The organism is Micromonospora sp. WMMD737, assembly GCF_049179055.1.
Lineage (GTDB): Bacteria > Actinomycetota > Actinomycetes > Mycobacteriales > Micromonosporaceae > Micromonospora > Micromonospora reichwaldensis.
Genome location: NZ_JBMHMH010000001.1, coordinates 3,831,163 through 3,843,984, shown reverse-complemented (window position 1 = coordinate 3,843,984; position 12,822 = coordinate 3,831,163). Strand labels below are relative to the sequence as shown.

The window sequence follows — 12,822 nt, the reverse complement described above, 5'->3', positions numbered from 1 at the left end:
AGCCGGGCCGCCACCTCGGCGGGCCGGCTGCCCGTCGTGCCCCGGACACCGCAGAATGGGCCGATGCCCGAGGACGACGACGTACCCACCCCGCGCGGGCCCGCCCGGGTCGACACCGACCTGCCGGCGGGTGCGCCGAGCGCCCTGCTGGTGCTCGGGCACGGCGCGGGCGGCGACGTCGACGCTGCCGACCTGCGTGCGCTCCGGGACGCGGCGGTCGACGCCGGGCTGGTGGTGGCCCGGGTGACCCAGCCGTACCGCGTCGCCGGACGGCGTGCGCCGGCACCGGCGGGGCACCTCGACGAGGCGTGGACCGCCGTGCTCGCCGTGCTGCGGCAGCGGCATCCCGGCGTACCGCTGCTGGTGGGTGGCCGGTCCAGCGGCGCGCGGGTGGCGTGCCGCACCGCGCCCGCGGTGGGCGCCGCCGGGGTCGTCGCGCTCGCGTTCCCGCTGCATCCGCCCGGCCGCCCGGAGCGGTCGCGGGCGGCGGAGCTGGCGACCGGCCTGCCGACCCTCGTGGTCAACGGCGACCGTGACCCGTTCGGGGTGCCGGAGCCGGGGCCGGGGGTGCACGTGGTGACCCGGCCGGGGGAGCGGCACGACCTGCGGGGGGACCCGGCCGGCACGGCCGCCGTGGTGCGCGACTGGCTGCGCGGACGGGGCTGGGCGCGAGGCTGACCGCCGCCCCGCCGCCCCGCCGCCCACGCGACCGGGACCGGCGCCCGCCGTGACCGGGGTGCGGGCGCGCTCCGGCGGCGGACGCCCGGCGCTCCGGCGGGCCGTGTCCGCCTGCCGCGGCGGGTCGTTGCATCGGATGGCGCCGGACGCCCGGTTCGGGCGGGCGGCGCCGGTCCTCCCAGGCCCTTCCTGGTCCCAGCGTCGGCCTCCGCCGGCGCCGGGACCAGGAACGGGGGAGGTGAGCGGAATGCCTCGCCCCGTCGGGGGCGTTGCACCCCCCGGGACGACATTTCTGGCGAGGGGGGAGACCGGTGCCGACCGAGACGCGGGTCCGGGAACGGGACGAGCGGGGAGCGCGGCAGTTGCGACGGCTGCTGGGCGGCCCGGACTGGCCCGCGGTGGTGCCGCCGGTCGGCCCGGCCGCGGTGAGCACGCACACGGTGAGCACGAGCACACCCGCCGGAAGTGAATCTGCGGGCACGTCGGTACGCGTATCCTCGGCGGGAAAGCATCCGACGCGAGGGGATGTGCGGTTGACCACCGAGAAGACGGACGAGCGCAGGGCCCGCTTCGAGCGGGACGCGATGCCCTTCGTCGATCAGCTCTACGCTGCCGGGCTGCGGATGACCCGCAACCCGGCGGATGCCGAGGACCTGGTCCAGGAGACCTACCTGAAGGCGTACGCCGCCTTCCACCAGTTCGAGCAGGGCACGAACCTGAAGGCCTGGCTCTACCGGATCCTGACCAACACCTACATCAACTCCTACCGCAAGCGGCAGCGCCAGCCCATCCAGGCGCCGACCGACGAGATCACCGACTGGCAGCTCGCCGAGGCCGAGTCGCACACCTCCAGCGGGCTGCGCTCGGCCGAGACCGAGGCGCTGGACCGGCTGCCGGACAGCGACGTCAAGGAGGCCCTCCAGCAGTTGCCGGAGGAGTTCCGCCTGGCCGTCTACCTCACGGATGTCGAGGGCTTCTCCTACAAGGAGGTCGCCGACATCATGGGCACGCCGATCGGCACGGTCATGTCGCGTCTGCACCGGGGCCGGCGTAATCTGCGCAAGCTGCTCGAACAGTACGCCGCAGAGCGGGGCTTCAGCGCCGCGGCGTCGAAGAAGGGCTCGACCGCTTCCGCCGGCCGGGAGGTCTGACATGAGCTGTGGAGATCCGCACGAGACGGATTGCCGCGAGGTCATCGCGGAGGTCTACCTCTACCTGGATCTGGAGTGCGCCGAGGAGCGGCGCACGCTGATCCGGCACCACCTCGACGAGTGCGGCCCGTGCCTGCGCGAGTACGGCATCGAGCAGGAGGTGCGGGCGCTGGTGGCCCGCTGCTGCGGCAACGAGACCGCGCCCGACCAGTTGCGGGAGCGGCTGCGGCTGCGCCTCACCGAGCTGGTCGTCTTCGAGGGCACCGAGTCGAAGGAGCTTGCCGACTGAGGTCGGGCCGGGTGCGGCAGCCGACGAGGTCGGTGCCCCCGGGGACAGCAACGCCGGTGGCCCGGGTCGTGACGACCCGGGCCACCGGCGTCTGCGCCGACTGGTCGACGCCGGGCCGTGGGGCCCGGCCGCCGGTCAGGAGTTGGGGCGCTTGCCGTGGTTCGCGCCGCTCTTCTTGCGGGCCTTCTTCTTGCGGGCCTTCTTCGCCATGGTGACCTCCTCGTGATGGTCGGATCCCGCCTGCGCACGATCTCGGCGCCGGTGCACGCACCGGTCCTCCCGGCGCCGGGTCCGACCCGCTGATGCTAGTGCGGCCGGCACCCGCCGTCGTCCGCCGGGGCCGCCGACGCCGCGCCACGCCGCACGACCCGCCGGGGGACCGTCCCTGAGTCGATCATCGGCCCGGCCCGCGCCGCTCCACGCCCGCCGGCGGTCGCCCGCATGATTGGATACGTCGGCAGGCAACCGCGAGAGGGAGGGCCCGAAGATGGCCGAGGAGATCCGCGCCGAGATGGTGGCGAACGTCTGGAAGGTCGTCGCGTCGGCCGGGGACACCGTGTCCGAGGGGGACACCCTGGTGATCCTGGAGTCGATGAAGATGGAGATCCCGGTCGTCGCCGAGTCCGACGGTGTCGTCAAGCAGCTCGCGGTCAACGAGGGCGACGTCGTGCAGGACGGTGACCTGATCGCGGTGATCGATTGACCGGCCTCTCGGTACGCCGGGCCGGGCCGGCCGACTTCGCGGCGGTGGCCCGGCTGACGGTGGCCGCGTACGAGGCGGACGGCCAGCTGAAGAACGAGCACGGCTATGCCGCCGTACTCGCCGACGTGGCGTCCCGGGCCACCGACGGCGAGGTGCTCGTCGCCGTCGACGACGCCACCGGCGAGCTGCTCGGCTCGGTCACCCTCGTCCTGCCCGGCAGCCGCTACGCCGAGCTGTCCCGGGCGGGTGAGGCGGAGTTCCGGATGCTGGCGGTGGACCCGGCCGCGCAGGGGCGGGGCGTCGGCGCGGCGCTGGTCGAGGCCTGCGTGTCGCGGGCGAGCGAGCTGGGCTGCTCCGCCGTCGTCATCTGCGTCCGCGACGGCTTCGCCGCCTCCGCCCAGCGGCTCTACCGGCGGCGCGGCTTCGTACGGGTGCCCGAGCTGGACTGGGCGCCGGTGGACGGGGTGCACCTGCTCGGCTTGCGGCTGGAGCTGACCGGCGCGTGAGGCGCCGGCGGCGACGGCTCACCGGCGCCTGAGCAACCCCCAGAGGCGGCGCAGGCGGGAACGCGGCCGGGGGACCGGGGCGGTGGCCGTCAGCGCGGTGGCCAGGGCCGCCGTCTCCGGATCCAGGGCCGGGCTGGCCAGGGCCAGGTGCGCCAGCGACGACGCGATCGGCGCCGGGCGGGCCCGGGCGACCGCTGCCACGTCGGCCAGCCGCTCGGTGACCACCCGGGCCACGTCGGCGCGCACGTCCGGGTCGACCCAGGCGGCGGTGACCAGGGCGAACAGGGCCGCCTCGGTGACCCAGTCCTCGACCCCCCAGACCAGGTCCAGCAGCACCCGGCGCCGGGTCGACTCCGCCCACGGCTCGTCGGTGCGGTGGTGCAGCAGGCCCAGGCACGCCCACACCTGGACGCAGCGCACCCAGAGCGAGGGGTCCTGCCCGAGTACCCGGCCCAACGCGGTCGGCGGCGCCTCCGGGGGATGCGCCAGCAGGCCGAGCAGGTCGTCCAGTTCCAGGGTGGCCAGGCCCACCGCCGCGTCGTACGCCGCCGGCGGGTGTGGCCACGCCGGGTGGGCGAGCTGCCGCAGCCGCGCCGCCGCCTCCGGTGAGGGCGCCGGCACGGCGGGCACGACCGTCGTCCCGTCGGGCCGCCAGAGCTGCCGGGCGGTCGCCCGCCGGGGCTCGCGCGGGTCCGGGTCGGGCACGCCGGCCACCTCGATCCGCAGCCCGGGCGCGGCCGTGGCGGCGGCACGCAGCGCGCTGGGCGGCGGGGGCTGGTCCAGGCGTACGGCGCCGAGGCCGACGCGCTCGTCGGTGACGGCCTGACGCAGCGCGTCCACCACCGGTCCGGTCGCCGGGGTGACCTGCCCGAGCCAGGGCCGGCCCCGGCAGCTCTCGGCCAGGTCGCCGTGCTCGTGCGTGTCGTCGGGGTGGTCCCGGACGAAGTCGGCGAGCGCGACCAGGTGCGCCACGTCGCCGTCGCGCTGGTGCCGCAGCCGGTGCGCGGTGTGCACGGCGCACTCGAAGGAGGGGTCCCGGGCCAGCGCCCGGTCGATCCAGTCGAGCGCCTCGTCGAGCCGCCCGTTGTCGGCGAGCGTGCCGGCGATGTCGGCGTAGACGGTGAGGTCGTCGGGGTCGTGCGCGACGGCCCGGCCGAGTGCCGCCAGCGCCTCCCGGGTGCGCCCGGCGCTGCGGTACGCGTACCCGAGCCACACCTCGCCGATCTTCGACGGCTCCGCGCGTACGCCCCGGGCGGCCCAGCGGATCGCCAGGTCGACCTCGCCGACGCGCCTGGCCAGCGCGGACGCCGCGCCCAGCAGCAGGCCGTGCCCGGGGTGGACGGTGACCGCGTTGCGGGCCAGTGCGAGGTAGGGGGCCAGGGCGGCCCGGCCGGCGCGGGGCACCGGGTCGGGCACGGCGGCGCAGACCTGCATGAGGATCCGGGCGGCCCGGTCCGGTTCGAGGCGTTCGGCGAGTTCCGGGGTGGTCACCCACGGCACCCCGGCCCAGTCCGTCCCCGGCGCGTGGCCGGTCGCCGCGACCAGCAGGTCCAGCCCTTCGGCGGGCCGGCCGGCGGCGGCGAGCAGGTGCGCGCGGGCCACGACGGCGCCGACGAAGGCGTGGCCCTGGAGCGGGAAGAGGTCGACGCCGCCCGCGCCGTCGGTGGCGGCGAGCCGGGCGAGGGTCTCGTGCACCTCGGGCAGGGTCGGGGCCTGGGCCAGCGCGGCGGCGACGTGACCGGCCGCGTGTGCCAGGTCGTTGTCGTCCATGGCGAGGCGGGCCAGGGCAAGTTCCTCCGCCGCGGACAGCGACCGGTCGTCCTCGGGCACGTCGTCCTCTCGCTCGTCGGTCGGTGGGGCCGGGCAAGCCTAGGTGATGTTGCGCCGAGATGGTGATCATCTGCGCACTACTGTTCGTTCGATTGCTCAGGCCGGCTCAAACGTGCAAGACTGAGCAGGAAACGCGCGGCAACCGCGCAGTGGGAGGAGTTTCCGTGACGCGTGCAGGGGCCGGCATGGCGGCCGACATCGACGAGCAGCCGGCGGGCTACGAGCGGCTGCTCTCCGCCGAACACGCCGGGGCGATTGCCCGGGTGGCGGCGGTCATCGCGGAACGCCGCCCGCGGCACGTGGTCTTCACCGCCCGGGGCACCTCCGACCACGCGGCCCTCTACGGGGCGTACCTGACCGAGATCCGGCTCGGCCTGCCCGCCGGCCTCGCCTCGCCCAGCGTCGTCACCCTCTACGGCGCGAAGCCGGACCTCTCCGACGCGCTGGTCGTCGGCGTCAGCCAGAGCGGCGGCTCGCCCGACCTCGCCGAGGTGCTGCGGACCGCCCGCGCCTCCGGCGCGCTCACCCTCGCGGTCACCAACGCGCCCGACTCCCGGCTGGCCGGCGTCGCCGAGCTCAGCGTCGACATCGCCGCCGGGCACGAGCGCGCGGTGGCCGCCACCAAGACCTACACCGCCGAGCTGCTCGCCCTGCTGATGCTCGTCGAGGGCGTCCGGGCCGGCGACGGCGCGCTGCCCGCCGACGAACGCGAGGCGCTCGCCGCCCTGCCCGAGCTGGCCGCGCGCACCCTGGAGGACACCACCCCCACCCAGCTCGCGCCCCGCTACCGGTTCGCCGGCCAGCTGGTCACCACGGGTCGGGGGTACGCGTACCCGACCGCCCGCGAGGCCGCGCTGAAGCTGATGGAGACCTCCTACCTGCCGGCGCTCGCGTTCTCCGGCGCCGACCTGCTGCACGGCCCCCTCGCCATGACCGACCCGGACGTGCCGGTGCTCGCGGTGGTCGGCTCCGGGCCGGGCGGCCGGTCGATGGGCGAGGTGCTGCCCCGCCTCGGCGAGCGCCGCGCCGACGTGGTGGTGGTCGGCTCCGCCGACGTCGAGGGCGCCACCCGGATGGCCGTTCCCGAGGTCGACGAGCGCCACGCGCCGCTGCTGGACATCCTGCCGTTGCAGCGCCTGGCGCTGGCGCTGGCGCTCGCCCGGGGCGAGGACCCGGACGCGCCGCGCGGGCTGAAGAAGGTCACCGCGACGATGTGACGCCCGTCGTGGCACGCTGGTCGACGTGTCCACGCTGCGCAACCTCGCCGAGGAGCACACCCGCCTCCGCCCGGCCGACATCGACCACCTGCACCGGATCGCCGGCGACTGGCAGTTGCTGTCCGATCTGTCCTTCGCCGACCTGCTGCTCTGGGTGCCCGTGGACGGTGACGGCGCGTTCCTCTGCGTCGCCCAGGTCCGGCCGACGACCGCGCCCACCGCGTACCTGGACGACCAGGTGGGGCGGATCGTCGGCGGGCCCGAGGTGGCCCACCTGGAGGTGGCCCACCGGCAGGGCCGGATCTGGCGGGAGGGCGACCCGGTCTGGTACGGCGACGTACCGGCCCGGCACGAGGCGATCCCGGTCCGGCTGCGCACCACCGACGGGGAGGCCGGCGAGGTGATCGCCGTGGTGGGGCGGGACACCAACCTCTCCACCGCGCGCACCCCGAGCCAGCTGGAGCTGAACTACCTCACCACCGCCGACGACCTGGCCCAGATGATCGCCGACGGGACCTTCCCGCCGCCGCGCCATCCCGGGGAGACCACGTCGGCCCCGCGCGTCGGCGACGGGCTGGTCCGGCTCGACGCCGGCGGCAAGGTCACCTACGCGAGCCCGAACGCGCAGTCGGCGTACCGGCGGCTGGGCTACGCCTCCCACCTGGTGGGCGAGGACCTGGCGGCGCTGCACCGCCGGCTGGCGAGCGACCCGCTGGAGGGCACGGACGCGGCGAACGGCATCCTCGCGGCGCTGCGCGGCGAGGCGCCGCCCCGCCGGGAGATCGACGCGCGGGGCGCGACGATGCTCACCCGGGCCCTGCCGCTGATGCCCGCCGGGGTGCCGATCGGCGCGCTGGTGCTGGTCCGCGACATCACCGAGGTACGCCGCCGCGACCGCGCCCTGATCACCAAGGACGCCACCATCCGGGAGATCCACCACCGGGTGAAGAACAACCTCCAGACCGTCGCCGCCCTGCTGCGGCTCCAGGCCCGCCGGGTGTCCATGCCGGAGGCCCGGGTCGCCCTGGAGGAGTCGGTACGCCGGGTCGCCTCCATCGCGCTGGTGCACGAGACCCTCTCCATGTCCAGCGACGAGGCGGTCGAGTTCGACGGCATCGTCGACCGGGTGGCCAGCGCCGCCACGGAGGTGGCCGCGACGGAGGCCACGGTCGGCATGCGGCGCGAGGGCAGCTTCGGCGTGCTGCCCGCCGAGGTCGCCACGTCGCTGGTGATGGTGCTGAACGAGTTGCTGCTCAACGCCGTCGAGCACGGCTTCCCGCCGGCCGCCGAGACGCCCGCCGGCCCGTCCGGCCCCGGAACCCCCGCCCCGGCCGAGGCCGGGCCGCCCGCCCCGGGAGCGCCGGTGGCGGAGGCGGCCGGTCCGGTCGAGCCGGAGGTGGTGCTGTCGGCGCACCGGTTCCGCAAGATGCTGCACGTCTCGGTCACCGACAACGGGCGCGGACTGCCGCCCGACTTCGACGCCGAGCGGAGCGGCAACCTCGGCTTGCAGATCGTCCGCGCGCTGGTCACCGGCGAGCTGCGCGGCACCATCGAGCTGCGCGACGGCGCGAAGGGCGGCACCGAGGCGACGCTCGTCGTCCCGCTGGTGCGCAACGCCCCCGAGGGCCGTCCCGCCGGCTGATCGCGGACGCACCGACGCGAGGCCGGGGCGGGTTGGTCAGCGGGTGAGCAGGGCGACGGTGAGTCCCGGGCGCGGCCAGACCCGTTCGACGGTGTAGCCGGCGCGCAGCGCGTCGCCCTTGGCACCTGCGACGGCGGCCAGCGGATCGTCGCGGCGGCCGGCCACGACCAGCCAGACCCGTTCCGCGCCGGCCAGGCACTCGGCCGGGCGGGCGCACTCGGCGGCCCACAGGTCGCCCCGGCGGGCCTGGTCCTGCGTCACCAGCACGTCGCGGGGCCGACGGTCGCCCAGGTGGTACGCGAAACCCAGATCGAGGAAGAGCCAGCTCTCCCGGGGGGAGTAGACGACCGCGTCGCCCGGCCGCTGACCGTCGGCGACGATCCGGGCCGCACCCCGGTAGTCCACCGTCGCGCTGCGCGGCCACTCGTGGGTACGCCGCAGCGCCGCCTGGTCGGGCAGCCCGAGCAGCCCGGCCAGGGCGACGACGGCCAGCGCGGGCGGCAGCGGCACCGTCGCCAGCGCCGCGCCCGCGAGCAGGCAGGCGAAGGGCACCACGAAGACGAGGTACCGGGGCACCCAGAGCGGTACGACCAGCCCCGCGGCGAAGAGCAGCAGCACGGGCAGCAGCACGGCGAGCCCGGGCAGCAGGGCGCGCCGGCCCAGGCGTGCCGCGCCGAGCGCCGCGAGGCCGAGCAGCAGACCCCCCACCACCCCGCTCTGCGCCACCCCGGTCGGCAGCGTCGTCAGGTCGGTCAGCCGGGCGGTGTCCACCCAGCCGAGCTGCCGGGACCGCTGCCCTCTGGCCAGCAACACCAGCGGTGCCAACAGCAGCGCCGCCGGCACCAGGGCGAGCACCCAGCGCAGCGGGCGGTTCGGCGGCCGGTCGCGGGCAGCGGCGAACACCGCCACCGCGTGGGCGGCGAGCAGGGTGAGCGCGACCAGGTGGACGAGGCCGAGCGCGGCCACGGCGGCGGCGTACCCGGCCCAGCGGCCCCAACCCGGCCGGGTCAGCGCCGCGACCAGCAGCAGGGTCGCCAGCACGGCGAAGAGCGTGGCCAGCGCGTACGGGCGGGCCTCCTGGCCGTAGCGCGAGGTGCCCGGCAGCATCGCGAAGAGCAGCCCGGCGAGCAGCCCGGCCCGGGCACCGAGCAGCCGCTGCCCGAGGAGCGCGGTCAGCCCGGCCGTGGCGGCCATGGCCAGCGCGGCGGGCAGCCGCAGCGCGGCCACCGAGTCGCCGAAGACGGCCACCCAGGCGTGCATGAACAGGTAGTAGGGGCTGGTGGCGGCGTCGATGGTGCCGGCGAGCCGGACGAGGTCCCCGGGCGACCGGCTCGCCGCGCTCCAGGTGGCCAACTCGTCGCGCCACAGTTGCGCGTGGTCGATCCCGGTCAGCACGACAGCCAGGGTGAGCAGCGTCGGCGCGATCCAGATCAGCCGGCCCGTGTGGCCCGGCGCGCCCGTCGCCTCGTTCGTAGGCCCGCCCGTCCCCTCGCCCGGCGGCGGGACGGGCTCGCCGGGCGGGTCAGCGGAACCGGTCACACACCGCAGCGTCACACAGTCCGGCCGCCCGATCCGCCGATCCGCCGATCAGGGCCGGCGTCAGCCCTCGACAGCCACCCCGTGCTCCCCGCACGCGGCCACGAAATGGGGCAGGATCTCGCGCAGCGACTGCCGGTAGAGCCCGGCCCCCGGCCCAGTCTCGCCGCGTTGGCGCTGCACCCGTTCCACCAGACCGACCGTGGGTGGGGTGTGGCCCGTGATGTGGGATCCCGCACGCACTCGTTGGCCGGCCCCCCTCGCGTGTGGCAGCATGACTTCCATGACCGCCGCTGTCGTCCGCCGCTTCGTGGCTCGTCGCCACGTCGACTACGGCCGCGTGCGCAGCGCGATCTGTCCGGCCCACTGACGACGCCCGACCACTCTGTCTCGGGCGCGCCGCGCGCCGGCTGTTCCGACACCGTTGTCGCCAGCCCGTTCCGACGGGTCGGCCGCGCGCCTTGCGTGTTCCCGAGGCACCGCAGACAACGGAGGACGCCGCCATGGCGGTCAGCAGCATCCCGGCCCGGGCCGGGGACCCGACGTCCCCCCGACCGGCCCGGACCCCCCGCCGGCCCCGAGGTGAAGGTCAGTGGGCGCTCGGTCACCGCGAGCCGCTCAACCCCAACGAGCGGATCAAGAAGGACGACGACCCGCTGAACGTACGGGCCCGGATCGAGAACATCTACGCCCACCAGGGGTTCGCCTCGATCGATCCGCAGGACCTCCGTGGCCGCTTCCGCTGGTGGGGCCTCTACACCCAGCGCAAGGCGGGCATCGACGGCGGCCGTACGGCCGTGCTGGAGCCGCACGAGCTGGAGGACGAGTTCTTCATGCTCCGGGTCCGGGTGGACGGGGGCGAGCTGACCCTGCCGCAGCTGCGGGTGGTCGCGGACATCTCCCGCGAGTTCGCCCGGGACACCGCCGACATCACCGACCGGCAGAACATCCAGTACCACTGGATCCGGGTCGAGGACATGCCGGAGATCTGGCGCCGCCTGGAGTCGGTCGGCCTGCAGACCACCGAGGCGTGCGGCGACTGCCCGCGGGTGGTGCTGGGCAGCCCGGTCGCCGGGGTGGCCCGCGACGAACTGCTCGACCCGACGCCGGCGGTCGACGAGATCGTCCGCCGCTACGTGGGCGACAAGGCGTACTCCAACCTGCCGCGCAAGTTCAAGACCTCCATCTCCTGGCTCGTCGACACCCCGTACGAGGCGAACGACATCTCCTTCCTCGGGGTGGACCACCCGGACCACGGGCCGGGCTTCGACGTCTGGGTCGGCGGCGGCCTGTCCACGAACCCGATGCTGGCCAAGCGGCTCGGCGTCTGGGTGTCGCTGGAGGAGGTGCCCGACGTCTGGGCGGGCGTGGTCGGCATCTTCCGCGACTACGGCTACCGCCGGTTGCGCAACCGCGCCCGGCTGAAGTTCCTGGTCGCCGACTGGGGCGTGGAGAAGTTCCGCGAGGTGCTGGAGAAGGAGTACCTGGGGCGGGCGCTGCTCGACGGTCCGGCCCCGCAGCTGCCCGACCGGCCGGTGGACCACATCGGGGTGCACCCGCAGCGCGACGGGCGCAACTACGTCGGGGCTGCCCCGGTGGTGGGCCGGGTATCCGGCGGGCAGCTCGCCCGCCTGGCCGACGTGGTCGAGGCGCACGGCAGCGGGCGGGTGCGGCTGACCCCGTACCAGAAGCTGCTGGTGCTGGACGTGGCGCCGGAGCGGACCGACTCGCTGGTGCGCGAGCTGCGCGGGATCGGCCTGGAGGCGCAGCCGTCGGCCTGGCGGCGCGGCACGATGGCCTGCACCGGCATCGAGTACTGCAAGCTGGCCATCGTCGAGACCAAGGCGCGCGGCGAGGAACTGGTGGCCCGGCTGGAGGAGCGGCTGCGCGACTTCGACGCCGACATCTCCATCCACCTCAACGGCTGCCCCAACGCCTGCGCCCGCACCCAGGTCGCCGACATCGGCCTCAAGGGCCAGCTCGTTGTCGGCCCGGACGGCCGGCAGGTGGAGGGCTTCCAGGTCCACCTCGGCGGCGGGCTCGGCATGGCCGAGGGACAGACGGCCGGGTTCGGCCGCAAGCTGCGCGGTCTGAAGACCACCGCCGAGGAGCTTCCGGCGTACGTGGAGCGGCTGGCCCGGCGCTACCTGGCCGGCCGGGAGACGGGCGAGACGTTCGCCAACTGGGTGATCAGGGTCGACGAGGAGGAACTCCGATGAGCGATCGAAGCGAGCGAATCAGCGGTGTCGTGGGGCCTCATCGCGGTGCCGAGCGAAGCGAGGTGACGCGATGAGCGAGACCCGTTCCGCGCCGTTGTACTGCCCGTACTGCGGCGAGGAGGACCTGCGGCCGAGTGAGGCCGGCCACGGCGCCTGGGAGTGCCACGCGTGCGCCCGGGTGTTCACGGTGAAGTTCACCGGCCTGCTCGGCCGGGCGGTGGCCCGGTGAGCGGGGGCACGGGCGACCGGCCCGGTCTCGTCTCGGCGGCGGGTCTGGGTTTGGTCGGCCTGGGCGCTCCGGCTCCGGCCGACGCGGCCCGGCGCGACCCCGACGAGCTGCGCGCGCTGGCCGAGGCGGCCGGCCGGGACCTGGAGGGCGCGCCGGCGCTGGAGATCGCGCGCTGGGCGGCCGAGACCTTCGGCGCCCGGTTCTGCGTCACCAGTTCGATGGCCGACGCCGTGCTGGCCCACCTGGTCTCCCGGGTCGCCCCGGGGGTGGACGTGGTCTTCCTCGACACCGGCCTGCACTTCCCGGAGACGCTCCGGGTCCGCGACGAGGTGGCCCGGACGCTGCCGGTGAACGTGCGCTCGATCCGGCCGCGCCTGACCGTGGGCCAGCAGGACGGCCAGTACGGCCCGCGCCTGTTCAACAAGGCTCCGGACGACTGCTGCCAGCTGCGCAAGGTGGAGCCGCTGGAGCGGGCGCTCGCCGGCTACGACGCCTGGGCCGCCGGGCTCCGCCGGGACGAGTCGCCGACCAGGGCGAACACGCCGGTGGTGACCTTCGACGCGCGCCGGGGCAAGGTCAAGGTCAACCCGATCGCGGCCTGGCGGCAGGCCGACGTGGACGCCTACGTCGCCCGCTGGAACGTGCCGGTCAACGAGCTGTTCAAGCAGGGCTACGGCTCGATCGGCTGCTGGCCCTGCACCCGCCGCACGAAGGCGGGGGAGGACCCCCGGGCCGGCCGCTGGGCGATGTTCGAGAAGACCGAGTGCGGCCTGCACGTCTGACCGGGCCGGTCCCGGGCTCTCCCGCGTGGGGAACGCCCGG

General features: G+C 75.5%; 14 protein-coding genes. 10 read left to right on the top strand and 4 right to left on the bottom strand.

Annotation, left to right across the window (positions count from 1 at the left end; all coding sequences use genetic code 11):
- Positions 1 to 63: 63 nt before the first annotated feature.
- The 3 genes from ACN27A_RS16565 (at position 64) to rsrA (ending at position 2,118) form a co-directional block, all read left to right on the top strand.
- Complete coding sequence (locus tag ACN27A_RS16565; protein WP_421454388.1) at positions 64 to 678, top strand: alpha/beta family hydrolase; 615 nt, start codon at positions 64 to 66, stop codon at positions 676 to 678.
- A gap of 311 nt (positions 679 to 989) precedes the next feature.
- Positions 990 to 1,829 (top strand): sigma-70 family RNA polymerase sigma factor, encoded by an 840-nt coding sequence (locus tag ACN27A_RS16560; RefSeq protein WP_151457065.1) that lies wholly within the window; start codon positions 990 to 992, stop codon positions 1,827 to 1,829.
- Position 1,830: 1 nt separating this feature from the next.
- Positions 1,831 to 2,118: a mycothiol system anti-sigma-R factor gene (gene rsrA / locus ACN27A_RS16555; RefSeq protein ID WP_132231099.1), complete on the top strand. Its 288-nt coding sequence runs from the start codon at positions 1,831 to 1,833 to the stop codon at positions 2,116 to 2,118.
- 135 nt (positions 2,119 to 2,253) lie between these two features.
- Here the strand turns inward: rsrA and ACN27A_RS16550 are convergent, their stop codons facing one another.
- Complete coding sequence (locus ACN27A_RS16550; protein WP_369700219.1) at positions 2,254 to 2,328, bottom strand: 50S ribosomal protein bL37; 75 nt, start codon at positions 2,326 to 2,328, stop codon at positions 2,254 to 2,256.
- 277 nt (positions 2,329 to 2,605) lie between these two features.
- Here ACN27A_RS16550 and ACN27A_RS16545 point away from each other — a divergent pair, with 277 nt between their 5' ends.
- Complete coding sequence (locus tag ACN27A_RS16545; RefSeq protein ID WP_088973021.1) at positions 2,606 to 2,821, top strand: biotin/lipoyl-binding carrier protein; 216 nt, start codon at positions 2,606 to 2,608, stop codon at positions 2,819 to 2,821.
- Positions 2,818 to 3,327: a GNAT family N-acetyltransferase gene (locus ACN27A_RS16540; protein WP_421454384.1), complete on the top strand. Its 510-nt coding sequence runs from the start codon at positions 2,818 to 2,820 to the stop codon at positions 3,325 to 3,327. Before ACN27A_RS16545 ends, ACN27A_RS16540 begins: the two co-directional genes overlap by 4 nt.
- Before the next feature lie 18 nt (positions 3,328 to 3,345).
- Here ACN27A_RS16540 and ACN27A_RS16535 read toward each other — a convergent pair whose 3' ends face one another.
- Positions 3,346 to 5,097: a tetratricopeptide repeat protein gene (locus ACN27A_RS16535; RefSeq protein WP_421458496.1), complete on the bottom strand. Its 1,752-nt coding sequence runs from the start codon at positions 5,095 to 5,097 to the stop codon at positions 3,346 to 3,348.
- A gap of 245 nt (positions 5,098 to 5,342) precedes the next feature.
- Between ACN27A_RS16535 and ACN27A_RS16530 the strand changes: the two genes are divergently transcribed.
- Together ACN27A_RS16530 and ACN27A_RS16525 are read left to right on the top strand one after the other, a co-directional pair.
- Positions 5,343 to 6,374 (top strand): SIS domain-containing protein, encoded by a 1,032-nt coding sequence (locus tag ACN27A_RS16530; RefSeq protein ID WP_421458495.1) that lies wholly within the window; start codon positions 5,343 to 5,345, stop codon positions 6,372 to 6,374.
- Between the two features lie 25 nt (positions 6,375 to 6,399).
- Positions 6,400 to 8,016 (top strand): histidine kinase N-terminal domain-containing protein, encoded by a 1,617-nt coding sequence (locus tag ACN27A_RS16525; protein WP_421454381.1) that lies wholly within the window; start codon positions 6,400 to 6,402, stop codon positions 8,014 to 8,016.
- A 36-nt stretch (positions 8,017 to 8,052) separates the two neighbouring features.
- Here the strand turns inward: ACN27A_RS16525 and ACN27A_RS16520 are convergent, their stop codons facing one another.
- Together ACN27A_RS16520 and ACN27A_RS16515 are read right to left on the bottom strand one after the other, a co-directional pair.
- A complete protein-coding gene (locus tag ACN27A_RS16520; RefSeq protein WP_421458493.1) occupies positions 8,053 to 9,450 on the bottom strand; it encodes a glycosyltransferase family 39 protein in 1,398 nt (465 codons plus the stop codon).
- A gap of 165 nt (positions 9,451 to 9,615) precedes the next feature.
- Complete coding sequence (locus ACN27A_RS16515) at positions 9,616 to 9,744, bottom strand: hypothetical protein (RefSeq protein ID WP_421454380.1); 129 nt, start codon at positions 9,742 to 9,744, stop codon at positions 9,616 to 9,618.
- 311 nt (positions 9,745 to 10,055) lie between these two features.
- On the opposite strand from ACN27A_RS16515, the gene ACN27A_RS16510 reads away from it, so the two are divergent.
- From ACN27A_RS16510 to ACN27A_RS16500, 3 genes are all read left to right on the top strand, one after another.
- A complete protein-coding gene (locus tag ACN27A_RS16510; RefSeq protein WP_421454377.1) occupies positions 10,056 to 11,771 on the top strand; it encodes a nitrite/sulfite reductase in 1,716 nt (571 codons plus the stop codon).
- A 70-nt stretch (positions 11,772 to 11,841) separates the two neighbouring features.
- Positions 11,842 to 12,000 (top strand): IS1 family transposase, encoded by a 159-nt coding sequence (locus tag ACN27A_RS16505; RefSeq protein ID WP_121399684.1) that lies wholly within the window; start codon positions 11,842 to 11,844, stop codon positions 11,998 to 12,000.
- On the top strand, positions 11,997 to 12,782 hold the full coding sequence (locus ACN27A_RS16500; protein WP_357580021.1) for a phosphoadenylyl-sulfate reductase: 786 nt from the start codon (positions 11,997 to 11,999) through the stop codon (positions 12,780 to 12,782). The genes ACN27A_RS16505 and ACN27A_RS16500 overlap by 4 nt, the downstream gene beginning before the upstream one ends.
- Positions 12,783 to 12,822: the final 40 nt, after the last annotated feature.